Origin of the sequence: Streptomyces changanensis, from assembly GCF_024600715.1 — a bacterium.
Taxonomy (GTDB): domain Bacteria; phylum Actinomycetota; class Actinomycetes; order Streptomycetales; family Streptomycetaceae; genus Streptomyces; species Streptomyces changanensis.
On record NZ_CP102332.1, the window covers coordinates 1,183,066 to 1,206,638 of the forward strand.

A 23,573-nucleotide genomic window follows, 5' to 3' on the forward strand; every position below is an offset into this window, starting at 1 on the left:
CCGTGCCGGGAGCGTGGCCGCCCCGTATCGGGCGGCTGAGGCCGGGCGGCCGGCACCCGTCGTGCCGGGCGGCTGAGGCCGGGCGCCCACGCACGCGTCGTGCCGGATGCGTGGCCGCCCCGTGCCGGGGGCGCGCGGGGCGGTGGCTACGGTGGGGGCGTGGGACGACGTGGAACGAGGGCGCCCGTGGCCCCGCTCGGGCAGCGGGACGGAGTGGACCCCGCGCGGGTGCGGCTGCCGGCCGACCCGGACGGGGCGTGGCGCACGGTGCGGGACCACCTGGTGGAGCGCTACGCCGCGGCGATCGGGGCCGGGCGCGTGGACGCCATGCTCACCGGCGGGGCGTTCGTCGGGGCGGACGGCCGGCCGGTCACCGGTCGCGAGCCGTACGCGCCGGGGCTGTACCTGTGGTTCCACCGGGAGTTCCCGCCGGAGGAGCCGGTGCCGTTCGCGGTCGGGATCGTCCACCGCGACGAGCGGATCGTGGTGGCCGACAAGCCGCACTTCCTGGCGACGACACCGCGCGGCCGGCACGTGACCGAGACGGCGCTGGCGCGGCTGCGGCGCGAGCTGGGCCTGCCGGGGCTCCAGCCGGCGCACCGGCTGGACCGGCTCACGGCGGGGCTGGTGCTCTTCGTCGTGCGGCCGGAGCACCGGGGGGCTTACCAGACGCTGTTCCGGGACCGCCGGGTGGTCAAGGAGTACGAGGCGGTGGCCCCGTACGACCCGGGGCTCGCCCTGCCGGTGACCGTGCGCAGCCGGATCGTGAAGGAGCGGGGCGTGCTCGCGGCGCGGGAGGTGCCGGGCGAGCCGAACAGCGAGAGCCGGATCGAGCTGCTGGCGCACCGGGACGGGCTGGGCCGGTACCGGCTGGTGCCGGCGACCGGCCAGACCCACCAGCTGCGGGTCCACATGGCCCGGCTGGGGGTGCCCATCGTGGACGACCCGCTGTACCCGGCGGTGCGGGAGGACGGGCCGGAGGACTTCACCCGTCCGCTGCGGCTGCTGGCGCGGAGGCTGGAGTTCACCGACCCGGTCACGGGCGACCCGGTGCGGTGCGTGAGCCGCCTGTCGCTCAGTGGCCCCGCCTGATCCACTCCTCCAGGTGCGGGGCCTCGGCGCCGATCGTGGTGCTCTCGCCGTGCCCCGTGCGGACGACCGTCTCCGGCGGCAGGGTGAGCAGCCGGTCGCGGATCGAGTCGATGATCGTCGGGAAGTGGGAGAAGGACCGGCCGGTGGCGCCGGGGCCGCCGGCGAAGAGCGTGTCGCCGGTGAAGACGGTGCCCAGGTCGGGCGCGTGGAGGCTGACCGCGCCGGGGGCGTGGCCCGGGGTGTGCAGGACGGTGAGGTCGGTCCCCGCGATGGTGAGGGTCTGCCCGTCGGCGAGCTCGCCGTCCGGGTGGTGGTCGGGGTGGGTGAGCTTCCACAGCGGCAGGTCGTCCGGGTGGAGCAGGATCCGGGCGCCGGTGGCGGCGGCGAGGGCGGGGGCGGCGCCGATGTGGTCGTCGTGGGCGTGGGTGCAGACGACGGCCCGCAGCGTCCGGCCGTCGAGGGCGGCCAGGATGGCGTCGGGGTCGTGGGCGGCGTCGATGACGACGGCCTCCGCGCCGTCGCCGACGATCCAGACGTTGTTCTCGACCTCCCAGGTGCCCCCGTCCAGGGAGAAGGTGCCGGAGGTGACGAGGTGCTCGACGCGGGCGGCCATCAGAGGACCACCACCGAGCGCAGGACGTCGCCCTCGTGCATCCGCGCGAACGCCTTCTCGACGTCGCCGAGACCGATCGTCTCGGTGACGAACGCGCCGAGGTCGATGCGGCCCTGCTGGTGCAGGTCGATGAGCATCGGGAAGTCCCGGGAGGGCAGGCAGTCGCCGTACCAGGAGGACTTCAGCGCGCCGCCGCGTCCGAAGACGTCGAGCAGCGGGAGCTCCAGCTTCATGTCGGGGGTGGGGACGCCGACGAGGACGACCGTGCCGGCGAGGTCGCGGGCGTAGAACGCCTGCCGGTACGTCTCGGGGCGGCCGACCGCCTCGATGACGACGTCGGCGCCGAACCCGCCGGTCAGCTCGCGGACCGCCTCGACGGGGTCGGTGGTGCTGCTGTTCACGGTGTGGGTGGCGCCCATGGAGCGGGCGGTCTCCAGCTTCCGGTCGTCGATGTCGACGGCGATGATCCGGGCGGCCCCGGCGAGGCGGGAGCCGACGATCGCGGCGTCGCCGACGCCGCCGCAGCCGATGACGGCGACCGTGTCGCCGCGGCCGACCGCGCCGGTGTTGACGGCCGCGCCGATGCCGGCCATCACGCCGCAGCCGAGCAGGCCGGCGACGGCGGGGGCGACGGACGGGTCGACCTTGGTGCACTGGCCGGCGGCGACGAGGGTCTTCTCGGCGAAGGCGCCGATGCCCAGCGCGGCGGACAGCTCGGTGCCGTCCTCCAGGGTCATCTTCCGGGTGGCGTTGTGGGTGTCGAAGCAGTACCAGGGCCTGCCGCGCCGGCAGGCCCGGCAGCTGCCGCAGACGGCTCGCCAGTTGAGGATCACGAAGTCGCCGGGGGTGACCTCGGTGACGTCCGGGCCGACGCTCTCCACCACGCCCGCCGCCTCGTGGCCGAGGAGGAAGGGGAAGTCGTCGTTGATGCCGCCCTGCTTGTAGTGCAGGTCCGTGTGGCAGACGCCGCACGCCTGCACCCGCACCACCGCCTCGCCGGGGCCGGGGTCCGGGACGATCACCGTCTCGACCCGCACGGGCTCGTTCTTCCCCGGGGCCACGACCCCTCGGACCTGCTGTGCCATCGCGGCGTGTCCCTTCCTCGGTACGGGTGTACGGCACCACTATCGCGGTCGGCGGGCGTGCCGGGGGGTCGTTTCCGGCCGTACGGGCGCCCCGGATGTGCCGGGGCGCGTTCGACGGCCGCCCGGCCGCCGGACGCGCGAGGCTCACGCCCGAGCCCACGCCGCATGCGCGAGGCCCCCGCCGGACGCTGTCCGGCGGGGGCCCTGGGGCGCGGGGCGCGGGGGGCGGGGGCACGGGGCCCCCGGGGGTCAGTCCTGCGACCGGGAGGCCGCCAGCGCGCCGACCCGCTTGCGGACGGCGAACCAGCCGCCGACGAGCAGGGCCGCGATGAGGGGCAGGCAGTTGACCGTGGTCCGGCCGACGCCACCGCCCCACCACATCAGGACGAGGACGGACGCGAGGAAGACGAGCGTCACGATCTGCGTGTACGGGGCCCAGGGAAGCCGGTAGGACGGCCGGGTGACCCGGCCCTCCGTGGAGCGGGACCAGAACAGCAGCGAGCAGATCATGATCATGCCCCAGGTGCCGAGGATGCCGATGGAGGCGAGGTTCAGCACGATCTCGAACGCCTCGCCCGGCACCACGTAGTTCAGGCCGACGCCCAGCACACCGAAGGCGGCGGTGAGCAGGATGCCGCCGTAGGGCACCTGGCCCTTGTTCATGCGGGCGGTGAACTTGGGCGCGGAGCCCGCCATGGCCATCGAGCGCAGGATGCGGCCGGTGGAGTACAGGCCGGAGTTCAGGCTGGACAGGGCGGCGGTGAGGACGACCAGGTTCATGATGCCGGCCGTGCCCGGGATGCCGAGCTTGTCGAAGACGGTGACGAACGGGCTCTGGTCGCCGGAGTAGGCGGTGTACGGCAGGAGCAGCGCCAGCAGGACGACGGAGCCGACGTAGAAGAGGCCGACGCGCCACATGATCGAGTTGATCGCCTTCGGCATGATCTTCTCGGGGTTCTCGGTCTCACCGGCGGCGACGCCGACCAGCTCGACGGAGGCGTAGGCGAAGACGACGCCCTGGACGACCATCAGCATCGGCAGCATGCCGAGCGGGAAGATGCCGCCGCTGTCGGAGACCGTGGCCAGGCCGGGGGTGTGCCCGCCGACCTCGTGCTGCGTGACGACCAGGAAGATGCCGACGCACATGAAGATCACGAGGGCCGCGACCTTGATGATCGCGAACCAGAACTCCATCTCGCCGAAGTACTTCACCGAGATCAGGTTCGCGGTGAGCACGACGGCGAGGGCGATCAGGGCGAGGATCCACTGCGGGACGTCGCTGAACATCGCCCAGAAGTGGGCGTACGTGGCGGCCGCGGTGATGTCGGCGACCGCGGTGGTCGACCAGTTGAGGAAGTACAGCCAGCCGGCCGTGTAGGCGCCCTTCTCACCCATGAACTCACGGGCGTAGCTCACGAAGGCGCCCGAGGAGGGGCGGTAGAGGACCAGCTCGCCGAGCGCGCGGACGACGAAGAACGCGAAGACGCCGCAGACGGCGTACGCGATGGCGAGGGAGGGGCCCGCGCCCGCCAGGCGGCCACCGGCGCCGAGGAAGAGGCCGGTGCCGATCGCGCCGCCGATGGCGATCATGTTGACGTGGCGGGACTTGAGGTCCTTGCTGTAGCCGGTGTCTCCGGCGTCGACGTGGGGCGACGCCTGGGTGGCCGGGGTTCCGGCGTTCCCTGTAGGGGCCGCGGACAGCGAGCGGTCGCTCATCTGGTTAGTCGCCTTTGTGAAGGGGGGATCGGATCTGGCGCCCGCCGGCCGCGAGGAAGGGGTCGTCTCCGCGGCGGTGCCAGTGGCACATCGTCACAGTCCGCAGCCGTTTTTGGCTGTGGTCCATGTCACGTCACGACCCCGTAAAAGCAGATCTGAGCTGTTTCTGAGGTTACGTGCCGGTTAAGTACGGCTCAGTAACATACCGGCTCGCCGGGGCGCGATGCCACGCCGGGGTCCGGGGCCGGCCGCGGGGCGCTCCCGTTCCGGGGGCCCGCACGGGTGGTCACGGAGGGTCACATGACGCACGGGTCCTCGGCGCACCCCGGGAACCCGGGCGCCAAAGGGGCCGGCGCTCACGGGGCGAGGACGTCCAGCTCGCGCAGGGCGCCCAGGGCGATCTGGCGGGTGAGCTCCTCGGCGCGGACCGCGTCCCGCTCCCGCACCGCCTCGGCGACGCGCACATGGAGGGTGACGGCGGCCGGGTCGGGGTCGTCGAACATCACATGGTGGTGGGTGCGGCCGGCGAGGACCTCGGCGACGACGTCGCCGAGCCGGGCGAACATCTCGTTGCCCGAGGCGTTCAGCACCACACGGTGGAACGCCACGTCGTGGACGAGGTACGCCTCCAGCCGGCGGCCCCGCGAGGTGGCGACCATGCCGAGCGCCTCCTCCGTGAGGGCGCGGCACTGCTCCGGCGTGGCGTGCAGGGCGGCCAGCCCGGCCGCGACCGGCTCGACGGCGGAGCGCAGCACGGTGAGCGAGCGCAGCTGGCGCGGACGGTCGGCGCCCGCCAGCCGCCAGCGGATGACCTGGGGGTCGTAGACGTTCCACAGCTCGGCCGCCCGGACGGTCACGCCGACGCGGCGGCGGGACTCCACGAGGTGCATGGACTCCAGCACGCGGACGACCTCGCGCACGACCGTGCGGGAGACCTCGAAGCGGGCGGCCAGCTCGTCCGTGCGCAGGACGCTGCCGGGCGGGTACTCCCCGGCGGTGATCGCCAGGCCCAGGGCGTCCAGCACGCGCGTATGGAGCCCCTGGGCCTGCGTCGTCATGGGCCCAAGCCTAAGCGCCGGTGAAGACAGCCAAGAAAACGTATGACTTTTAGATCACAGGGTCTTGAATACGTCGTACCTCATGGGTTTCAGTGTCCCGATGCCGCTCGCGGCGCCACCCACGACCGCGACGCCCACCCACGACCGACGTCAGGACAGCGAGGCCCCACCCATGGAGAAACCCCCGGTCATCGTCGTGATGGGGGTCGCCGGAACCGGCAAGACCACCATCGGACCGCTGGTCGCCGAGCAGCTCGGCGTGCCGTACGCGGAGGGGGACGACTTCCACCCCGCGGCGAACGTCGCCAAGATGTCGGCCGGCGTCCCGCTGGACGACGCCGACCGGTGGCCCTGGCTCGACGCGATCGGCCGGTGGGCCGCGGGGCGGGCCGGGCTCGGCGGCGTGGTGAGCAGCTCGGCGCTGAAGCGCGTCTACCGGGACCGGCTGCGGGCCGCGGCACCCGGCGTCGTCTTCCTGCACCTGACCGGGGACCGGGCCCTCGTCGGGGAACGGATGGCGGCGCGCCGGGGCCACTTCATGCCGACGGCCCTGCTCGACTCGCAGTTCGCCACGCTCCAGCCGCTCGGCGACGACGAGGCCGGGGTCGCGGTCGACGTGGCCGGCACGCCGGCGGACATCGCCGACCGGGCGGTGGCCGCGCTGCGCCGCCGGGCCGGCTGACGGCCCCGCTCCGCCGGCACGCAGTTCCCCCGCTGCTCCGATCCGCAGGTCACCGCTTCCCCCCTCCCCACCAGTCCCCCGACCGACCCGACCGACCCGACCGACCCCCGCGAAGGGATCCCCGTGACCAGACTCAGCGTCGAGATGCTGGCAGCGGACGCCGCCGAACCGATCACCTCGGCGGGCGACGCGCAGCTGGGCGTGGCCGTACTCGCCGGCATCGCCCTGATCGTCGTCCTCATCACCACCGTCAAACTGCACGCCTTCCTGGCGCTGACCATCGGGTCGCTGGCCCTGGGCGTCCTCGCGGGCGCGCCGCTGGACGCGACGATCGCGTCGTTCACCGGCGGGCTGGGCTCGACGGTCGCCGGGGTCGGCGTTCTCGTGGCGCTCGGCGCGATCCTCGGCAGGCTGCTCGCCGACTCGGGGGGCGCCGACCGGATCGTCGACACGATCCTCGCCAGGGCGAGCGGGCGGGCCATGCCGTGGGCGATGGTGCTCATCGCGTCGGTGATCGGGCTGCCGCTCTTCTTCGAGGTCGGCATCGTGCTGCTGATCCCCGTGGTGCTGATGGTCGCCCGGCGCGGCAACCACTCCCTCATGCGGATCGGCGTCCCCGCGCTCGCCGGCCTGTCCGTGATGCACGGGCTGATCCCCCCGCACCCCGGGCCGCTCGCCGCCATCGACGCGCTCGGCGCGGACCTCGGCGTGACGCTCGCCCTCGGTCTGGTCGTGGCCATACCCACGGTGATCGTCGCCGGTCCGCTGTTCTCCCGGTACGCCGCCCGCTGGGTGGACGTCCCCGTACCGCGGGACTTGGCGCCGCAGCCGGACGCGGACGACGCGCCGGAGAAGCGGCCCGGCTTCGGCGTGACCGTCGCGACGATCATGTTGCCGGTCGCCCTGATGATGGTGAAGGCGCTCGTCGACATCGTCGTGGACGACCCGAAGGACGGTGTCCAGCGGGTCACGGACGTCGTCGGCTCGCCGCTGATCGCCCTGCTCGCCGCCGTGGTCGTCGGGCTGTTCACCCTGGGCCGCGCCGCCGGCTTCACGAAGGAGCGGATCTCCACGACCGTCGAGCGTTCGCTCGCGCCGATCGCGGGCGTCCTGCTGATCGTCGGCGCGGGCGGCGGCTTCAAGACCACGCTGATCGACATCGGGGTGGGCCGGGTGATCCTCGACCTCTCCGAGGACTGGGCCGTCCCCGGTCTCCTGCTCGGCTGGCTCATCGCCGTGGCCATCCGGCTCGCGACGGGCTCCGCGACCGTGGCCACCATCTCGGCCGCCGGCCTGGTCGCCCCGCTGGCCGCCGACATGTCGACCACGCACGCGGCGCTGCTCGTCCTGGCTATCGGCGCCGGCTCCCTCTTCTTCAGCCACGTCAACGACGCCGGGTTCTGGCTGGTGAAGGAGTACTTCGGGATGAGCGTCGGACAGACCGTGAAGACCTGGTCGGTGATGGAGACCCTCATCTCCGTCGTCGGGATCGTCTGCGTGCTGCTGCTGTCCCTGGTGCTGTAACCGACGGCGCCCCGGCATCCGCCGAGCGCCGTCGGCACCCGCCGCGCGTCCGCGCCGGGACCCCGGGGAAACCCGGGGCGCCCCGGCGCGGCCGTGTGTGACGCTACGGCCCATGAGCGACGTCACCCAGCTGCCCCCGTACCTGCTCGCCTTCCCGGGCCCCCTGCGCGACCGCCTGGTCGCCGCCGTCCTGACCGGGGCGAAGACGGCCACGACCGGACTGCTCGCCGTGTACGAGGCCGAGGACGAGCCGCTGCCCACCGCCGGGACGCGGTCCGCGCTGATCGACTCCGACGGCCGCCCGGTCGCGGTGGTGGAGGTGACGGAGGTGCGGGTGCTGCCGCTCGGCGGAGTCGACCTCCGGCACGCCGTCGACGAGGGCGAGGGGCACCGGTCGGTCGCCGAGTGGCGGGCCGCGCACGAGGGGTTCTGGCACGGCGAGGCGCTGCGGGAGCTCCTCGGCGATCCGGCCTTCACCGTGGACGACACGACACCGGTGGTCGCGGAGCGGTTCCGGGTGGTGGAGCTGCTCGACCCCGTCGCCGCGGCCGTCGCGGGCGAACTGCGGCTGCTGGAGCCGTTCGTACGGGCCTCCCGGCAGGAGGCCGGGCGGCTGCTCGACCCGGAGTTCACGGAGGTCGGCGTGTCGGGGCGGCGCTGGACACGGGAGGAACTGCTCGCCGCGCTGCCCGACATGCCCGGCGCCGCGCGGGGGCCGCGGTACGAACCCTCCGGCATGGCGGGCGTCCTGCTCGCGCCCGATGTCGTGCACCTGACGTACGAGACGGCCGTGGAGGGCCGGCGGGCGCACCGCAGCTCGCTGTGGCGGCGCGCGGCGGACGGCTCGGGGGCGCCCTGGCGCATGTACCACCATCAGGCGACCCCGGCGGCGGAGGGACCGTAGGGGCCCGAGCGAGGCGGACGGAAGGATTCCGGCGAAGGGTGGCCAAGAGGGCGGATTCCGGCCGACGAGGAGCGAGATCCGGCCTTTACGACACACCCGCGCTGATGGTGATCTCCGCCACAGACGCACCCGAACCGGCTGCCTAGGCTCGGTGACGACCAGTCAGGAAACCAGCCATCAGGGGGAATTCCACATGTGGAAGCACATGTCCGGCAAGGGCCGGACCGCGGTCGTCGCGGCGGCCACTGCCGTCGCCGTCGTCGTCCCGGCGTTCAGCGCCGTCGCGGGCGAGATCAGCGGCAGCCGGCTGCCCTTCGCGATAGCCACCGCCGGCAGCAAGGAGGACGGCGACCGCTGGGCGGGCCCGGGCAGCGGCCACGCCCGCGCCTGCGGCGACGTCCCCACCAGCCACGTCCAGACCTTCAGCGGCTACGTCTACGAGGACGTCTCCTGGGCGCCGGACAGCAAGAAGGCCTCCGTGTCGAAGAACTACTCTTCGGCGTACGGCTGCGGCTCGTACGCGGGCACCGGCACGAACAAGAAGTACTACACGAAGGCGTCCTGGGCCGGCATCGCCGGCAGCCGCGCCTACGGGTACGTGAACGCCCAGAACTAGCACGCACGACAGAACCGACAGGAACACCGTGTCCCTTGGCAACGAACGCGCCGCGGTCGGCTCCCCGCCGGTCGCGGCCGTCGAGGCCGTGTCGGTCCGCTACGGGGCGCTCGTCGCGCTGGACGGGGTGTCGTTGACCTTCCCGTCCGGCGTGACGGGCCTCCTCGGGCCGAACGGCGCCGGGAAGAGCACCTTGCTCTCCCTCCTCACCACCGCCCAGCCGCCCGCGGAGGGCGCCGTCACCCTCCTCGGCGAACGGGCGGCGGACCGCCGGACCGTCCGCCGGGTGCGGGAACGCATCGGGGTGCTCCCGCAGTCCTTCGGCTTCTACCCCCGCTTCACCGCCCAGGAGTTCACCGAGTACGCCGCCTGGTTGCGCAAGGTGCCGGGCCGGGAGCGCCGGGAGCGGGCCCGCGAGGCGCTCGCCCTGGTCGGCATGGACAAGTACGCCGACCGCCGCATGGGCGAGCTGTCGGGCGGCATGCTGCGCCGCGTGGGCATCGCCCAGGCCGTCGTCAACCGCCCGGCGCTCGTCCTGCTCGACGAACCGACGGTCGGCCTCGACCCGGCGCAGCGCGTGGGGTTCCGCGAGCTGATCCGCGAGCTCGGCACCCGGTCGGCGGTGGTGATGAGCACGCACCTCGCGGAGGACGTGACCCACACCTGCGACCGCGTCGCCGTACTCCTCGACGGGCACGTCCGGTTCACCGGCACCGTCGACGAGCTCTGCGCGCTGGCCGGCGAGGGCGGCACCGTGGAGAGCGGCTACCTCCACGTCGTCGGCCCGGAAGGGGCCGCGCTGTGATCCGCCTGCTGTGGACCGAGATGCGCCGCGGCGAGGCGAAGTGGGTCGCCGCCGTCATCGCCGCCGTCGGCCTGTGGCACTTCGCCGGTGACGACGCGTCGACCAGCGACTGGATCGGCTGGTGGGCGCAGACCTCGATCGAGCTGCAGGTCTTCGCCGTCATGGTGATGGGTCCCATGACGAGCGCCGCCGCCGCGTGGACCGCGGGCCGCGTGCACCGCTTCCGTACGCTCGACTGGGCCGGGACCACCGCGCGCGGCGCCTGGACCCAGGCCGTCGTGGTGTGGGCGTCGGCCATGGCGTGGGTACTGGGCGCGTACGCCCTCTTCGCGGCGGTCGCCTACGTCCGGACCGCCGGGGTCAGCGCCGTCACCGCGCCCGTCTGGTCGCCGCTGCTGCTGGGCGCCGCCGTGATCGGGCTGCAGGCCGCCGCCGGGGTGGCCGCGGGCGGCCTCGTCCCGTCCCGGATCGTCGCGCCGCTGGTCGGCGTCGCCTGGTACGGATGCCTGGTCGGCCTCGCCCTGTCCGGCGCCGACGGGACCGGCTTCCCGGCCGCCCTCGTCCCCGCCATCGACGAGCACTGGGACATGGCCTTCCAGCCGCGCACCGGGCGGCTGCTGACGGCGACGGCGTGGTGCCTGTCCGCCGCGCTGTGCCTCCTGGCGCTGCCCGGCCTGCTGCACCGCCGGTCGACCCGGCCGCGGCTCGTGGCGCTCCTCCCGCCGGTGCTCGTCGCGGCGGTCACCGCCGGGACGCTGGTCACGTACCGGCCCGCGCAGCCGGAGCTCGCCTGGGCCGTGCACACGCCGCAGCCCGAGCGGCCCGCCTGCACGACGTCGGGCCGGACCACGGCGTGCCTGTGGCCCGACGACCGGCACCTGCTGCCCGCCGTCCGCGGCGCGACGGAGGCGGTCGACGCGGCGCTGGCGTCCGTACCGGGCCTCAACCGCACCTTCTACGAGCGCGGACTGCGGCCCGCCGACCCGGCGACGGCCGGGGAGCTGCCCGTGATGTCACCCGGGACGGGGCGGCGGGACATGACCGAGCAGATGATGTCGGCGTCCCTGCCGCAGCCTCCGTCGGGATGCGACCTCCCGCTGATGGCGGAGACCGGGGGCTACCCGGGCACGTTCTTCCTGGAGGCGGTCGTCCGGGGGCGGGCGGGCTCGCCCGCGCCGTTCTGGGGCGAGCGGTTCGACGCGGCGCTGCAGGGGTTCACCGCGGCGCCCCGCCCGGCGCAGGACCGGTGGATCGCGGACGCCGCCGACGCGGTCCGCGCCTGCCGCCCGATGCCCGCGCTGCCGAAGCCCGCCGCCCCGCCGGCGAAGGCCGGGGCGCCGGGCGCGGCGACCACCCCGGGCGGTGCCGGGGCGGCCCGCGGGTCCGCGTCGTGACGGCCGCCGGAGCGGTGCTGGGGCCCTACTGCCGCAGCCGCAACGTCCCGCGGGCAGCGCTGGTCAGCCTGGGCGTGGCCGTCGTGGCGGCGGTGTACGCGGGGAGCCAGGTGTCGCTCCCCGACCTGCGCCACCTCGTCGACTACAGCGTGCCGCTCGCGGCGGTGGTGCCGGTCGTGCACGCGGTCGTCCTCGCCACGACGCTGTACTCCCCGATGGCCGACCTGGAGGAGACGGCGGCGCAGCCGATGCGGCTGCTCCGCACCGCGCACATGGCCGCCACGCTGCTCTACGCGGCGCTGCTGGCGGCACTCCCGCTGGTCGCGGGCGCGTCCGCCGGGATGACGGGCGCGGCCGTCCGCAACGTCGTCGGGTACCTGGGCCTCGCCATGGTCAGCGCCCGCTTCTTCGGCAGCGGGCTGGCCTGGCTGCTGCCGCTGGGGATGTTCGGCCCGACGCTGCTGCTGGGGGTCGGCTGGGACAACACGCCGGAGACGTGGGCGTGGTCCATCCACGGTCCGGCCAGCGGCTCGGCGGCGGTGATCGCCGCCGTGCTGGGCGCCGCGGGCCTGGTCGCGGCGTCGACGGGCTCGCCCCGGCGCGGCGAGCGGGCCGAGCGGGCCTGAGGCGCCGGGGCCTGCGGGGCCTGACGGCACCTGACGGCCCGTGCGGCCGCCCGCCCGCGGGGCCCGGTCAGGGCGCCGCCGGCACGGGCGCGGCGCCCGGTCAGGCCACCGCCCGGGCGGCCGCGCGGCCCGCCGCGCGGCCGGAGAAGAGGCAGCCGCCGAGGAAGGTGCCCTCCAGGGCGCGGTAGCCGTGGACGCCCCCGCCACCGAACCCGGCCGCCTCACCCGCCGCGTACACGCCCGGCAGAGGCTCGCCCGCGGCGGTCAGGACGCGCGACGACAGGTCCGTCTCCAGCCCGCCGAGCGACTTGCGGGTGAGGATGCCGAGGCGCACCGCGATGAGCGGACCGGCCTTCGGGTCGAGGATGCGGTGCGGGGCGGCCGTGCGGATCAGCCGGTCGCCGAGGTACCTGCGGGCGCCGTGGATGGCGGTGACCTGGAGGTCCTTGGTGAAGGGGTTGGCGATCTCGCGGTCGCGGGCGACGATCTCGCGGCGCAGCGCGGCCTCGTCGACGAGCGGCTCGCCGGTGAGCTCGTTCATGCCGCGGACCAGCGCGGACAGGTCGCGTTCCACGACGAAGTCGACACCCCGCTCCATGAAGGACCGGACCGGGGCGGGCACGTCGGCGCGGGCCCGCTCCAGGACACCGCGGACGGACTTTCCGGTGAGGTCGGGGTTCTGCTCGCTGCCGGAGAGCGCGAACTCCCTGCCGATGATCTTCTGGTCGAGGACGAACCACGTGTGCTCGTGGCCGGTCCGCATGATGTGCTCCAGCGTGCCGAGGGTGTCGAAACCGGGGAAGAGCGGCACGGGCAGGCGGCGGCCGAGGGCGTCCAGCCAGAGGGAGGACGGGCCGGGGAGGATGCGGATGCCGTGGCGGGCCCAGATCGGGTTCCAGTTCTCGATGCCCTCGGTGTAGTGCCACATGCGGTCCCCGTTGACCAGGTGGGCGCCGGCGGACTCCGCGATGCCGAGCATCAACCCGTCGACGTGCGCGGGGACGCCGGAGAGCAGCCGCTCGGGCGGGGTGCCCAGCCGCTCGGGCCACTGGGCGCGGACCAGGTCGTGGTTGCCGCCGATGCCGCCGGAGGCGATGACGACGGCCTGGGCGCGGTACTCGAAGGCGCCGGCGACCTCGCGGCTGCTGGCCGCCCCGCGGACCGCGTCGGACGGCTCCAGGACCTCCCCGCTGACGGTGTCGACGGCGCCGCCGGTCCCGCCGAGGCCGGTGACGCGGTGCCGGAACCGCAGCTGGACCAGGCCCCGGGCGACGCCGGCGCGCACCCGGCGCGCGAAGGGGGCGACGAGACCGGGGCCCGTGCCCCAGGTGATGTGGAAGCGGGGGACGGAGTTGCCGTGTCCGGTGGCCTCGTAGCCGCCGCGCTCGGCCCAGCCCACGACGGGGAAGAAGCGGACGCCCTGGCGGTGCAGCCAGGCGCGCTTCTCGCCCGCCGCGAAGTCGACGTACGCCTCCGCCCACCGGCGCGGCCAGTGGTCCTCGGGCCGGTCGAAGCCGGCGGTGCCGAGCCAGTCCTGGAGGGCCAGGTCGTGGCTGTCGCGGACGCGCATGCGGCGCTGCTCGGGCGAGTCGACGAGGAAGAGTCCGCCGAAGGACCAGTGGGCCTGGCCGCCCAGGGACCGTTCCGGCTCCTGGTCCAGCAGGATGACGCTCCGTCCGGCGTCGACGAGCTCGGCGGTGGCGACCAGCCCTGCCAGTCCCGCACCGATCACGATCACGTCAGCGTCGTACGCCATGGGGCCCGCCTTCCGGGGATGCTCGGAGTGGTCCGATCCTCGGTACGCGGTGGTGCCCCGTCAACCCTCGCGGGCGGGGAAGATCGTCGAAGGCTCCGTGAACCCGCGGGGCCCCGGCCCTCGTCGGCCCCGGAGGACCTCGAGGGCCTCGGAGGACCCCCGGGGGATCTCGGAGAACCCCTCGAAGGACCTCGAGCCTCGGAGCGCCTTGCAAGGACTCGGAGAAGCTCGGAAGACCCCGGAAGAACCGGAAAGGACCCGACATGGACGCATCCCCCGCCGACGAACTGCTGGACGTCGTGGACGAGCGCGACGAGGTCGTGGGGCGGCTCCCCCGCGGCGAGGTGTACGCGCGCGGTCTGCGGCACCGCTGCGTCTTCGTGCTGGCGCGGGACCCCGACGACCGGATCTTCGTGCACCGCCGCACGGCGACCAAGCTCGCCTTCCCCTCGCTGTACGACATGTTCGTCGGCGGCGTCGTCGGCGCGGGCGAGTCGTACGACGCCGCGGCCCTGCGGGAGGCGGAGGAGGAACTCGGCGTGCGGGGCCTGCCCCGCCCGGAGCCCGTGCTGACCTTCCTGTACGACGACGGTCCCGGCGGCCGCGGCTCGTGGTGGTCACGGGTGTACGAGGTGCGCTGCACGCCCCGGGTCTCCCCGCAGCCGGAGGAGGTCGCCTGGCACGCCTTCCTGACGGAGGCCGAGCTGACGGAGCGCCTGACCGAGTGGCCGTGGGTGCCGGACGGGCTCGCCGCGTGGGAGAGGCTCCGGGCGGCCCGGTGACGCGCCCGGCGCCGGGGCCGGCCCGGTGACACGCCCGGGGCGCGGATGGCCGGTTAGGGTGATCGCGTGGGTGACTTCGGGCGGAGCGTGCGGCTGTGGTTCTCGCCGCAGCGGGTGCGGGAGGAGGGCGAGACGCCCGACTACCGCTTCTCGCTCGCCAACGAGCGGACGTTCCTCGCCTGGCTGCGGACCGGCCTGGCGCTGGTGGGCGGCGGGTTCGCCGTCGACCAGTTCCTGCCCGACCTGCCGCGCGGGGCGCGCGTCGGGATGGCGCTCCTCCTGCTCGGCGCGGGCGCCCTGTGCGCGCTGCGGGCGGTCGACCACTGGGTGCGGTGCGAACGGGCGATGCGGCGCGGCGACGACCTGCCGGTGAGCCGCTTCCCGACGGTGCTGAGCCTCGTGGTGGGGGTCGTGGCGCTCGCCATGGTGCTGGTCGTGCTCTTCGGGTGGGCGGGGTGACGCAGGCGCCCCGCGACCCCGGGTTGCAGCCCGAGCGGACCCGGTTGGCGTGGCGGCGCACGACCCTGTCGTGCACGGTCGCCGCCGTCCTGGCCGCCCGGCAGGCGCTGCACGGCGGCGAGGCGTCGGCCGTCGGGGTCCTCGGGGCCGGGCTGTCGCTCCTGGTGTGGATCGCCTTCCTGGCGGTGGCGCACCGGCGGATCGGGGAGCTGGACCGGGGGCGGCCACGGGCGCTGGGCATCGGTGCGGGCTGGGCCGCCGTGGGGTGCACCCTCGCGCTGGCGGGCTTCGCCGTGGCCGTGGTGGTGTGAGGCGGGAGCGGCCGGGCCCCGTCGTGGTGGTGTGACGCGGGACCGTGCCGGGGCGGGCCGGGGCCGGGCGGTTCAGGCCGTCCCGCCGACGGTGACGACGACCTTCCCGCCGAGCCCGCCCGCCATCGCCGCGCGCTGCGCCCGCGCCGCCTCCTCCAACGGGTACGCGCGGGCCACGCGCACCGTCAGGGCGCCCTCGTCGACCAGGTCCGCGAGGGCGGCGAGGTCGGCGGCGTCGGGGCGCACGAACATGTAGGCCCCGCCGAGGGTGACGACGTCGCCGTCGGCGACGGAGGCGAGGCGGCCCTCGGGGGCCAGCAGGTTCGGCGAGGTCCTCAGCACCTCGCCGCCGACCGTGTCCAGCACCGCGTCCACCCGCTGCGGGGCGAGCGCGCGGACCCGGCGGGCGAAGCCGTCGCCGTACTCCACGGGCTCGGCGCCCAGCTCGCGCACGCCGTCGGCGCCGCCCTCGCGGACCGCGCCGATGACCCGGGCGCCGAGGTGGCGGGCGATCTGCACGGCCATCGCCCCGACGCCTCCCCCGGCCGCGTGCACGAGCACCGTCTCACCGGCACGGACCCGCAGCGTCCGGCGCAGCGCCTGGTAGGCCGTGAGGCCCACCAGCGGCAGCGCCGCCGCCTCCTCGAAGCCGAGGGCGCGCGGCTTGCGGGCGAGGGTGCGGACGGGCGCGGCGACGTACTCGGCGAAGGTGCCGTGGCACAGCACGTCCTCGCGGACGTAGCCCATCACCTCGTCGCCCACGTCGAACTCCGGGACGGAGACACCGGGCTGCACGACCACGCCGGACACGTCCCAGCCGGGGACGACCGGGAAGACCGCGTCCAGGGCGCGGTCCAGGTAGCCGGCCTGGCACTTCCAGTCGACCGGGTTGACGGCCGCCGCCCGCACCCTCACCAGCACGTCGTCGGGGCCGACCTTCGGGTCCGGGCGCTCGCCGAACTCCAGGACCTCGGGTCCGCCGTAGCGGCGGTAGCTGATCGCCTTCATGGGACGACCCTCCCCCGAGGTGATCAATGGGGCAAACAGGGATAACCTGGGAGTGTCAGCGGCCCTCCGGACAGAGGTACTGCCATGACGGTCCGGCACGAGGAACACCCGGCGCACGTCCACGCCCACGGCCCCGCCTGCGGCCACGCGTCCGTCGTCCACGGCGACCACGTCGACTACGTCCACGACGGGCACCTGCACCGCGAGCACTCCGGGCACTGGGACGAGTGCGAGCCGGGCGAGCACGTCGCCCACAGCGGTCACGCCCACGAGCACGGCGAGGGGTGCGGGCACCCGGCCGTCGTCCACGGCGACCACGTCGACTACGCGCACGACGGGCACCGGCACGCGGCCCACGACGGGCACTGGGACGACCACTGACGCCCCGACGGCACTGACGCGGCGGACGGCCGGACACCGGTCCGAACGCCCCGACCGCCCCGGCCCGCGCCCGGCGGGTGACGCACCCCGGCGTCCGCCCCGGCGGCGCCGACTGGCAGGCTCTGCCTGTCCAGTTCGGCCACGACCCGGGGGGACACCGGTGCCCGCAACCGACCCGTACACCGTCCGACTCGCTCCTGATGTGCACGCCTACGTCCAGCCCGACGGCGGCTGGTGCCTGAACAACGCCGGCTTCGTCAGCGACGGCACGGACACCGTCCTGATCGACACCACCGCGACCGAGCGGCGCGCCATCGCCCTGCGCGACGCCCTCCTCGCACGGGGCGCGGCACCACCGCGGACGGTCGTCAACACCCACCACCACGGCGACCACACGTACGGCAACTCCGTCTTCCTGCCCGAGGCGACCGTCGTGGGGCACGAGGCCTGCCGCCGGGAGGTCCTCGCGGCGGGGCGGCAACTGCACCTGCTCTGGCCGCAGACGGACTTCGGCGACATCCGCGTCACGGCGCCCACGGTGACGTACCGGGACCGCATGACGCTGCACGTCGGCGGCACGGAGGTACGGCTCGTCCACCCGGGCATCGCGCACACGGCGGGCGACACGGTCGTGCACCTGCCGGAGCGCGGGGTCGTCTTCACCGGCGACCTCGTCTTCAACGGCGGGACGCCGTTCCTGGCGACGGGCTCGCTGCGCGGGTCGCTGCGGGCCATGGAGGTGCTGCGGACGATGGACGCCGAGACGGTCGTGCCGGGGCACGGGCCGCTCACGGACCCGTCGGTGTACGACGCGACGGAGGCGTACCTGCGGTTCGTGGCGGAGCTGGCACGGGACGGCCACGCCCGGGGGCTGCCGCCGCTGGAGGTCGCGCGCCGGGCCGACCTGGGCGAGTTCGGGCTGCTGCGCGAGAGCGAGCGGCTGGTGGCCAACGTCCACCGCGCGTACGCCGAGCTGGAGGGCCTGCCGGAGGGGTCGCCGCTGGACGTGGCGGCGGTGTTCGGGGACATGGCCGCGATGAACGGCGGCCGGGCGGTCGCCTGCCACGCCTGAGCCGGCCCGGGCCGGGCGCGCCCCGGGCCGGGCCCGGGGGCCGGACCGGGGCGCCGGACACCCACCGCCTCCGCCGACCGGGGTGCCGGGCCGGGGGCTTCCCGTGGTGCGAGGTGGACGACATACCGACTGGTCGGTCATGATGCCCGGGTACCCGTCGTCGCCGTCCCCCGCCCCCGGAGGTGCGCACCATGAGCTCTGCCCCGCCGCCAGGTCTCGACCCCGAGCGGTTGCGCGCGCTGCTGGAGAGCGAGCGGCCCGGACTGGTCGGCGGTCCGCTGCGGGCTCGGCTGATCGAGGGCGGCCGCTCCAACCTCACGTACGCGGTCTCCGACGGCGCCCACCAGTGGGTGGTCCGCCGCCCGCCGCTCGGCCACGTGCTGGCCACCGCGCACGACATGCGCCGGGAGCACCGGGTGCTCAGCGCCCTGCACCCCACCGCCGTGCCGGTGCCCCGGCCGCTGCTGCTGTGCGAGGACGAGTCGGTGCTCGGAGCGCCGTTCTACGTGATGGACTTCGTGCCCGGCACCCCGTACCGCACCGCGGACCAGCTCGCGCCGCTGGGCCCCGGGCGCACCCGGGGCGCCGTGCTGGGCCTGGTGGACACGCTGGTCGACCTGCACGCGGTGGACCCGGACGCGGTCGGCCTCGGCGACTTCGGCCGGCCCGAGGGGTTCCTCGACCGGCAGCTGCGCCGCTGGGGCAAGCAGCTGGCCGCCTCGCGCGGCCGCGAGCTCGCCGGAGTGGACGAGCTGCACGCCGCCCTGGGCCGGTCGCTGCCCGACTCCCCCGCGCCGACCGTCGTCCACGGCGACTTCCGCCTGGACAACGTCCTGATCGGAGACGAGGACCGGATCACCGCGGTCCTCGACTGGGAGATGTCCACCCTCGGCGACCCGCTCACCGACCTCGGGCTGCTCGTCATGTACAGCACGCCGCTGGACGTCCCGGGGTCCGTGATCAGCACGACCGCGTCGGCCGCCGGCCACCCCGCCCCGCGCGAGCTGGTCGAGCGGTACGCCGCCAGGTCGGGGCGCGACGTCTCGTCGCTCGCCTGGTACACGGCGTTCGCCTGGTTCAAGCTCGCCGTCATCCTCGAGGGCATCCACTACCGCTACACGCTCGGCCGGACCGTCGGCGCCGGCTTCGACCGGATCGGCGAGCTGGTGCCCGTCTTCATCGAGCACGGCCTCGACACCCTGCAGGAGGGCTGACCCCATGGACTTCGCGATGGACGCGCGCACCGAGGAGCTGCGCGAGCGCCTGCTCGCCTTCATGACCGAGCACGTGTACCCGGCCGAGCCGGTCGCCGAGGAGCAGCGCGCCGCGCTGGCCTCCCCCTGGGACACCCCGCCGGTCGTGGCGGAGCTGAAGGCGGAGGCGCGGCGGCGGGGCCTGTGGAACCTCTTCCTGCCGGACGCGAAGTACGGTGCCGGGCTGACCAACCTCCAATACGCGCCGCTCGCCGAGATCACCGGTCGCTCGCCCCACCTGGCGCCGACGGCGCTGAACTGCGCCGCCCCGGACACCGGCAACATGGAGGTCCTCGCCCAGTTCGGCACCGAGGCGCAGCGCGCGCGGTGGCTGGAGCCGCTGCTGGCCGGGGAGATCCGCTCGGCGTTCGCGATGACCGAGCCGGAGGTCGCCTCGTCCGACGCCACCAACATCGAGACGCGCATCGAGCGGGACGGCGACGAGTACGTCGTCACGGGCCGCAAGTGGTACATCTCCGGAGCGATGAACCCGGACTGCCGGATCTTCATCGTGATGGGCAAGACCGACCCGCAGGGCGAGGACGTCCGCCGCCAGCAGTCGATGCTGCTCGTGCCGCGCGACACCCCCGGCGTCGAGGTGCGGCGCGCGATGCGGGTGTACGGGTACGAGGACCACTCCCACGGCGGGCACGCCGAGGTGGTCTTCCACGGCGCCCGGGTGCCGGTGGACCACCTGATCGGCGAGGAGGGCGGCGGGTTCGCCATCGCCCAGGCCCGGCTCGGCCCGGGGCGCATCCACCACTGCATGCGGCTGATCGGCATGGCGGAGCGGGCGATCGAGCTGATGTGCCGGCGGGCGGTCTCCCGCACGGCGTTCGGCCGGCCGCTGGCGGCGCAGGGGCAGGTGCACGCCTGGATCGCGGACGCCCGGGTCGCGGTGGAGCAGCTGCGGCTGCTGGTGCTGAAGACCGCCTGGCTGATGGACACGGTCGGCAACAAGGGCGCCCACACGGAGATCCAGGCCATCAAGATCGCCACGCCCCGCACGGTCGTGGACGTCATCGACCGGGCGGTGCAGCTGCACGGCGCGGGCGGGGTGAGCCAGGACTTCCCCCTGGCCGAGCTGTGGGCGTCGGCGCGGACGCTGCGCCTCGCGGACGGGCCCGACGAGGTGCACCAGCGCTCGCTGGCCCGGCGGGAGCTGAAGCGGTACGCCTGACCGGGCACGGGCGGGCCCGGGCCGGACGCCCGAGCCGGGCCCGCCGCGGGCGCCGGGGCGTCGAGCCGGGCCCGCGGCGGGCGTCGGGCACGTCGGGACGGGGCCGTGCGGGCGTCGGGACGGGGCCGCGCCGGCCCGGGGCGGGCCGGGCGAATCCAAGCAGGTCGTTCGGGTAGGTCGGTTCGACCGGGCCGGGACCCGGCCGGAGCCCCCGTCGCGGGCCTTACGGGCGCAGGGCCCGCAGGAGGAGGTCGGCGAGGTGGTCGGCCACCTGCTGCGGGGTGAGCGGGCCGTCGGGCCGGTACCAGGTCGACAGGTGGTGCACCGAGCCGAAGTGGTAGTCGACCACCAGGTCCGCCGGGGTGGCCGTGGAGAACACCCCGGTCCGCTGCCCTTCCTCGACAAGGGCGCGGAACCGCTCGTGGTAGCGGCGGCGCTCGGCGCGCACCTGCTTGTTCTTCTCCGGGCTCAGGTGGTGCATCGAGCGGAAGAAGATCGACGCGTCGTCGAGGTTCTCGATCGTGGTGACGACGACGTCGGCGGCCGCGTCGCGCAGCCGCCGGTCGACCGGCGCGTCGGCGTCCGCGAGGGCGTCGAGCCGCTCCTGCTGGAGGCGCAGCACGCGCGCGTACACCTCGTGCAGCAGGTCCTCCTTGGAGCCGAAGTAGTGGTAGAGGGCGCCCTTGGTGACCCCGGCGGCCTCGACGATCTCCTGCACGGACGTGCGGTCGTAGCCCCGCTCGGCGAAGAGGCGGGTGGCGGCGGCCAGCAGCCGTCTGGGGACGGGCGTGGCACCGTTCCCGTCCGTCGTCCTGGCCATGTGCCGCCACCTCTCTCCGTCGCTGCCGCCGCCGTCGTCGCCCGGCCGAGGACCGATCTTCCCACTAGTCGGGGCGCCGTTCACCTCCCGGTTCCCTCCCAGGTGCGCTGTACGCGGTTCATGCCGCCCAGCCAGCGCTCCGGCTCGGCGGCGCGGGCCCGGTAGTACTCGGCGACCTCGGCGTGCGGGAGGATCAGGAACCGGTCCTCCGCCATGCCCGAGAAGAGGGCCTCCGCGACGTCGTCGGGCTCGATGGCCGTGGGGGCGAGGACCAGCTCGCCGGCCGATCCGGCGGTGGTGAGCATGTCGGTGCGGACACCCTGCGGGCAGATGGCGTGGACCTTCAGGCCGCGGTGACGGTAGGTGAGCGACAGCCATTCGGCGAAGGCGTACGCGCCGTGCTTGGACACGCTGTAGGGGGCGGCCCCGATCATGGTGAGGAGGCCGGCGGCCGAGACGGTGGAGACGAACCGGCCCTGGCCGCGCTCCAGCCAGTCGGGCAGGAGGGTCCGGGCGGCGCGCACGTGCGCCATGACGTTGACGTCCCAGGCGGCGGACCAGACGGCCTCGTCGGCGAAGGCGTCACCGGGCGAGGCGAGACCCGCGTTGGCGCAGTAGACGTCGACGGTGCCGCCCAGGGCGTCGCGGGCCTCGGCGACGACCGCGGAGGCGTCGCCGGGCACGGCGGTGCCGCCGATCGCGTCGGCGACCTGCTCGGCGCGGGCGGGGTCCAGGTCGTTGACGACGACGCGGGCTCCCTCGGCGGCGAACCTGCGCGCGAGGGCGGCGCCGATGCCGCCGCCGGCCCCCGTGACCACCACTCCGGCGCCCTGGAACGTGCTCATCGACGACCCCTCTCCCTGCGTCCGACGTACGTCCGACGCGCGTCCGACCTGTGTGCGGCCCACGTGCGGCATGCGTGCGGCCTGCGGCCGGCCCGCGGTCGGCCGGAAGCCGCCAGCGACCGACTCGCGCGTCCGGCCCGCGGCCGTCTTCCGGTCCGACCGCCACCGACGACAGCAGACTAACCGGTCGGTATGTCCGCCCGGAAGGGGCGTCGCGCTAGCCTGCGAGGTCATGTCGGAGCGTGACGGAATGATCACGGAGGTGATCCCATGAGCGTGTCCAGACGGGGTCTGCTGGCGGCGGCGGGCTGTGCGGCGGGCGCCGCGGGCGCCACGGGCGCCGCCGGCGCGGCGGGGCTGGTCGCGGCTCCCGCCGCGGCCGGGCGGGGCGGCGAGGGCGGTAGGGGCGTACGGCGGGTGCGGACCGGCTTCGACCGGCTGGCGGCCGACGGGTACGCACTGCTGGCCGGCCGGCGCGTCGGCGTGGTGACGAACCCGACCGGCGTGACGGCGGATCTGCGGCACATCGTGGACGTCATGCACGCCGACGACCGGGTGGACCTGATGGCGGTCTTCGGTCCGGAGCACGGGTTCCGGGGCACGGCGCAGGCCGGCGGCTCCGAGGGCCGCCACGACGATCCGGCCACGGGGCTGCCGGTCTACGACACGTACGGCAAGAGCGGCCGGGCGCTCGCGGACGTCTTCACCGCGTCCGGCGTGGACACCGTGGTGTTCGACATCCAGGACGTGGGCGCCCGGTTCTACACGTACATCTGGACCATGTACGACTGCATGGTCGCCGCCGAGCTGGCGGGGAAACGTTTCGTCGTACTGGACCGGCCGAACCCGCTCGGTGCGCGGGCGGCGCTCGGACCGGTGCTGGACAAGGCGTTCGCCACGTTCGTGGGGCGCGAGCCGATCGCCCAGGCGCACGGGATGACCGTGGCGGAGCTGGCGCTCCTCTTCAACGGGGAGTTCCTCACGCGGCCGGTGCCGCTGGAGACCGTCCGGATGTCCGGCTGGCGGCGTCGGGACCTCTTCGGCGCGACGGGGCTGCCGTGGGTGCCGCCCAGCCCCAACATGCCGACGCCGGAGACCGCGCTCGTCTACCCGGGGACCTGCCTGTTCGAGGGGACCAACCTGTCGGAGGGCCGGGGCACGACCCGGCCCTTCGAACTGCTCGGCGCCGAGGGCGTCGACCGGCGGTGGGCGCAGGCGGCGAACGCGCTGGAGCTGCCCGGGGTGCGGTTCAGGGAGGCGTACTTCGCGCCGGTCTTCTCCAAGTTCCAGGGGAAGACGGTCGGCGGGGTGCAGCTGCACGTCCACGATCCCGCCGCCTTCGATCCCGTGCTCACCGGCGTCGCCCTGCTCGTGACGGCGAAGCGGAGCTGGAGCGGGTTCGCGTGGCGGCCCGACCACTGGATCGACAAGCTCACGGGCTCGACGACGGTGCGCACCCTCGTCGACGCGGGCGCCGACCCGCGCGAGGTGGCCGGGGCGTGGCAGCGGGGCCTGGCCGCCTTCCGGACGATGCGCGGGCAGTACCTGCTGTACCGCTGACCCGGTGGGCCGGGCCGCTGAGGGGCCGTCA

At 74.8% G+C, this 23,573-nt stretch carries 24 protein-coding genes and 1 pseudogene; 17 read left to right on the forward strand and 8 right to left on the reverse strand.

Annotated features, from left to right (window positions below):
* The first annotated feature begins 159 nt into the window (after positions 1-159).
* The gene (locus tag NRO40_RS05175; RefSeq protein ID WP_058941624.1) at positions 160-1,092 is read left to right on the forward strand and encodes a pseudouridine synthase; all 933 of its coding nucleotides are present in this window, start codon (positions 160-162) and stop codon (positions 1,090-1,092) included.
* On the opposite strand, the gene NRO40_RS05180 is transcribed toward NRO40_RS05175, so the two are convergent.
* The 4 genes from NRO40_RS05180 to NRO40_RS05195 all read right to left on the reverse strand — a co-directional run bounded on the left by NRO40_RS05180 (position 1,076) and on the right by NRO40_RS05195 (position 5,564).
* Positions 1,076-1,705, reverse strand: coding sequence for an MBL fold metallo-hydrolase (locus NRO40_RS05180; protein ID WP_058941623.1), 630 nt, complete (start codon positions 1,703-1,705; stop codon positions 1,076-1,078). The genes NRO40_RS05175 and NRO40_RS05180 overlap by 17 nt on opposite strands.
* Positions 1,705-2,790, reverse strand: a complete 1,086-nt coding sequence (locus NRO40_RS05185; protein WP_058941622.1) for an S-(hydroxymethyl)mycothiol dehydrogenase — start codon at positions 2,788-2,790, stop codon at positions 1,705-1,707. Before NRO40_RS05185 ends, NRO40_RS05180 begins: the two co-directional genes overlap by 1 nt.
* A gap of 249 nt (positions 2,791-3,039) precedes the next feature.
* Positions 3,040-4,506: an amino acid permease gene (locus tag NRO40_RS05190; protein WP_058941621.1), complete on the reverse strand. Its 1,467-nt coding sequence runs from the start codon at positions 4,504-4,506 to the stop codon at positions 3,040-3,042.
* A gap of 356 nt (positions 4,507-4,862) precedes the next feature.
* The gene (locus tag NRO40_RS05195) at positions 4,863-5,564 is read right to left on the reverse strand and encodes a FadR/GntR family transcriptional regulator (RefSeq protein ID WP_058941620.1); all 702 of its coding nucleotides are present in this window, start codon (positions 5,562-5,564) and stop codon (positions 4,863-4,865) included.
* A 172-nt stretch (positions 5,565-5,736) separates the two neighbouring features.
* On the opposite strand from NRO40_RS05195, the gene NRO40_RS05200 reads away from it, so the two are divergent.
* From NRO40_RS05200 to NRO40_RS05235, 8 genes and pseudogenes are all read left to right on the forward strand, one after another.
* Positions 5,737-6,246, forward strand: coding sequence for a gluconokinase (locus NRO40_RS05200; RefSeq protein ID WP_058941619.1), 510 nt, complete (start codon positions 5,737-5,739; stop codon positions 6,244-6,246).
* Positions 6,247-6,369: 123 nt separating this feature from the next.
* Positions 6,370-7,770: a GntP family permease gene (locus NRO40_RS05205; RefSeq protein WP_058941618.1), complete on the forward strand. Its 1,401-nt coding sequence runs from the start codon at positions 6,370-6,372 to the stop codon at positions 7,768-7,770.
* Between the two features lie 112 nt (positions 7,771-7,882).
* Positions 7,883-8,302 (forward strand): annotated as a pseudogene (locus NRO40_RS05210) (ASCH domain-containing protein); the annotation flags it as partial.
* Complete coding sequence (locus tag NRO40_RS05215; RefSeq protein WP_232791021.1) at positions 8,288-8,674, forward strand: nuclear transport factor 2 family protein; 387 nt, start codon at positions 8,288-8,290, stop codon at positions 8,672-8,674. The pseudogene NRO40_RS05210 and the gene NRO40_RS05215, both read left to right, overlap by 15 nt.
* A gap of 193 nt (positions 8,675-8,867) precedes the next feature.
* On the forward strand, positions 8,868-9,290 hold the full coding sequence (locus NRO40_RS05220) for a hypothetical protein (RefSeq protein WP_058941617.1): 423 nt from the start codon (positions 8,868-8,870) through the stop codon (positions 9,288-9,290).
* Between the two features lie 28 nt (positions 9,291-9,318).
* The gene (locus tag NRO40_RS05225) at positions 9,319-10,095 is read left to right on the forward strand and encodes an ATP-binding cassette domain-containing protein (protein ID WP_058941616.1); all 777 of its coding nucleotides are present in this window, start codon (positions 9,319-9,321) and stop codon (positions 10,093-10,095) included.
* Positions 10,092-11,489: a hypothetical protein gene (locus tag NRO40_RS05230; RefSeq protein ID WP_058941615.1), complete on the forward strand. Its 1,398-nt coding sequence runs from the start codon at positions 10,092-10,094 to the stop codon at positions 11,487-11,489. Before NRO40_RS05225 ends, NRO40_RS05230 begins: the two co-directional genes overlap by 4 nt.
* Entirely contained in the window at positions 11,486-12,115 is a 630-nt protein-coding gene (locus tag NRO40_RS05235) for a hypothetical protein (RefSeq protein WP_157901814.1), read from the forward strand. Before NRO40_RS05230 ends, NRO40_RS05235 begins: the two co-directional genes overlap by 4 nt.
* A 100-nt stretch (positions 12,116-12,215) precedes the next feature.
* Here the strand turns inward: NRO40_RS05235 and NRO40_RS05240 are convergent, their stop codons facing one another.
* The gene (locus tag NRO40_RS05240; RefSeq protein WP_257375337.1) at positions 12,216-13,871 is read right to left on the reverse strand and encodes an FAD-binding dehydrogenase; all 1,656 of its coding nucleotides are present in this window, start codon (positions 13,869-13,871) and stop codon (positions 12,216-12,218) included.
* A gap of 263 nt (positions 13,872-14,134) precedes the next feature.
* Here NRO40_RS05240 and NRO40_RS05245 point away from each other — a divergent pair, with 263 nt between their 5' ends.
* The 3 genes from NRO40_RS05245 (at position 14,135) to NRO40_RS05255 (ending at position 15,423) form a co-directional block, all read left to right on the forward strand.
* Positions 14,135-14,653 (forward strand): NUDIX domain-containing protein, encoded by a 519-nt coding sequence (locus NRO40_RS05245; RefSeq protein ID WP_058944675.1) that lies wholly within the window; start codon positions 14,135-14,137, stop codon positions 14,651-14,653.
* A 66-nt stretch (positions 14,654-14,719) separates the two neighbouring features.
* Entirely contained in the window at positions 14,720-15,112 is a 393-nt protein-coding gene (locus NRO40_RS05250; protein WP_058944676.1) for a YidH family protein, read from the forward strand.
* Positions 15,109-15,423, forward strand: a complete 315-nt coding sequence (locus tag NRO40_RS05255) for a DUF202 domain-containing protein (protein ID WP_058944694.1) — start codon at positions 15,109-15,111, stop codon at positions 15,421-15,423. Before NRO40_RS05250 ends, NRO40_RS05255 begins: the two co-directional genes overlap by 4 nt.
* A gap of 72 nt (positions 15,424-15,495) precedes the next feature.
* Here the strand turns inward: NRO40_RS05255 and NRO40_RS05260 are convergent, their stop codons facing one another.
* A complete protein-coding gene (locus NRO40_RS05260) occupies positions 15,496-16,431 on the reverse strand; it encodes an NADP-dependent oxidoreductase (RefSeq protein ID WP_058944677.1) in 936 nt (311 codons plus the stop codon).
* Positions 16,432-16,515: 84 nt separating this feature from the next.
* Between NRO40_RS05260 and NRO40_RS05265 the strand changes: the two genes are divergently transcribed.
* The 4 genes from NRO40_RS05265 to NRO40_RS05280 all read left to right on the forward strand — a co-directional run bounded on the left by NRO40_RS05265 (position 16,516) and on the right by NRO40_RS05280 (position 20,317).
* Positions 16,516-16,812 (forward strand): hypothetical protein, encoded by a 297-nt coding sequence (locus NRO40_RS05265; RefSeq protein ID WP_058944678.1) that lies wholly within the window; start codon positions 16,516-16,518, stop codon positions 16,810-16,812.
* Between the two features lie 160 nt (positions 16,813-16,972).
* The gene (locus NRO40_RS05270) at positions 16,973-17,884 is read left to right on the forward strand and encodes an MBL fold metallo-hydrolase (RefSeq protein ID WP_058944679.1); all 912 of its coding nucleotides are present in this window, start codon (positions 16,973-16,975) and stop codon (positions 17,882-17,884) included.
* 191 nt (positions 17,885-18,075) lie between these two features.
* Positions 18,076-19,098, forward strand: coding sequence for a phosphotransferase family protein (locus NRO40_RS05275; protein WP_058944680.1), 1,023 nt, complete (start codon positions 18,076-18,078; stop codon positions 19,096-19,098).
* A gap of 4 nt (positions 19,099-19,102) precedes the next feature.
* On the forward strand, positions 19,103-20,317 hold the full coding sequence (locus NRO40_RS05280) for an acyl-CoA dehydrogenase family protein (RefSeq protein WP_058944681.1): 1,215 nt from the start codon (positions 19,103-19,105) through the stop codon (positions 20,315-20,317).
* A 223-nt stretch (positions 20,318-20,540) separates the two neighbouring features.
* Here NRO40_RS05280 and NRO40_RS05285 read toward each other — a convergent pair whose 3' ends face one another.
* Both NRO40_RS05285 and NRO40_RS05290 read right to left on the reverse strand, forming a co-directional pair.
* Positions 20,541-21,137, reverse strand: coding sequence for a TetR/AcrR family transcriptional regulator (locus NRO40_RS05285; protein WP_058944682.1), 597 nt, complete (start codon positions 21,135-21,137; stop codon positions 20,541-20,543).
* 80 nt (positions 21,138-21,217) lie between these two features.
* Complete coding sequence (locus tag NRO40_RS05290) at positions 21,218-21,982, reverse strand: SDR family oxidoreductase (RefSeq protein ID WP_058944683.1); 765 nt, start codon at positions 21,980-21,982, stop codon at positions 21,218-21,220.
* Between the two features lie 270 nt (positions 21,983-22,252).
* On the opposite strand from NRO40_RS05290, the gene NRO40_RS05295 reads away from it, so the two are divergent.
* Positions 22,253-23,542, forward strand: a complete 1,290-nt coding sequence (locus tag NRO40_RS05295; RefSeq protein ID WP_058944684.1) for an exo-beta-N-acetylmuramidase NamZ family protein — start codon at positions 22,253-22,255, stop codon at positions 23,540-23,542.
* Positions 23,543-23,573 lie beyond the last annotated feature (31 nt).

Excerpts from the sequence above, each read along its gene's own strand:
- NRO40_RS05180 (WP_058941623.1), bottom strand. The coding sequence starts at position 1,705 with ATGGCCGCCCGCGTCGAGCACCTCGTCACCTCCGGCACCTTCTCCCTG.
- NRO40_RS05185 (WP_058941622.1), bottom strand. The coding sequence starts at position 2,790 with ATGGCACAGCAGGTCCGAGGGGTCGTGGCCCCGGGGAAGAACGAGCCC.
- NRO40_RS05190 (WP_058941621.1), bottom strand. The coding sequence starts at position 4,506 with ATGAGCGACCGCTCGCTGTCCGCGGCCCCTACAGGGAACGCCGGAACC.
- NRO40_RS05195 (WP_058941620.1), bottom strand. The coding sequence starts at position 5,564 with ATGACGACGCAGGCCCAGGGGCTCCATACGCGCGTGCTGGACGCCCTG.
- NRO40_RS05200 (WP_058941619.1), top strand. The coding sequence starts at position 5,737 with ATGGAGAAACCCCCGGTCATCGTCGTGATGGGGGTCGCCGGAACCGGC.
- NRO40_RS05220 (WP_058941617.1), top strand. The coding sequence starts at position 8,868 with ATGTGGAAGCACATGTCCGGCAAGGGCCGGACCGCGGTCGTCGCGGCG.
- NRO40_RS05240 (WP_257375337.1), bottom strand. The coding sequence starts at position 13,871 with ATGGCGTACGACGCTGACGTGATCGTGATCGGTGCGGGACTGGCAGGG.
- NRO40_RS05245 (WP_058944675.1), top strand. The coding sequence starts at position 14,135 with ATGGACGCATCCCCCGCCGACGAACTGCTGGACGTCGTGGACGAGCGC.
- NRO40_RS05260 (WP_058944677.1), bottom strand. The coding sequence starts at position 16,431 with ATGAAGGCGATCAGCTACCGCCGCTACGGCGGACCCGAGGTCCTGGAG.
- NRO40_RS05265 (WP_058944678.1), top strand. The coding sequence starts at position 16,516 with ATGACGGTCCGGCACGAGGAACACCCGGCGCACGTCCACGCCCACGGC.
- NRO40_RS05275 (WP_058944680.1), top strand. The coding sequence starts at position 18,076 with ATGAGCTCTGCCCCGCCGCCAGGTCTCGACCCCGAGCGGTTGCGCGCG.
- NRO40_RS05280 (WP_058944681.1), top strand. The coding sequence starts at position 19,103 with ATGGACTTCGCGATGGACGCGCGCACCGAGGAGCTGCGCGAGCGCCTG.
- NRO40_RS05285 (WP_058944682.1), bottom strand. The coding sequence starts at position 21,137 with ATGGCCAGGACGACGGACGGGAACGGTGCCACGCCCGTCCCCAGACGG.
- NRO40_RS05290 (WP_058944683.1), bottom strand. The coding sequence starts at position 21,982 with ATGAGCACGTTCCAGGGCGCCGGAGTGGTGGTCACGGGGGCCGGCGGC.
- NRO40_RS05295 (WP_058944684.1), top strand. The coding sequence starts at position 22,253 with ATGAGCGTGTCCAGACGGGGTCTGCTGGCGGCGGCGGGCTGTGCGGCG.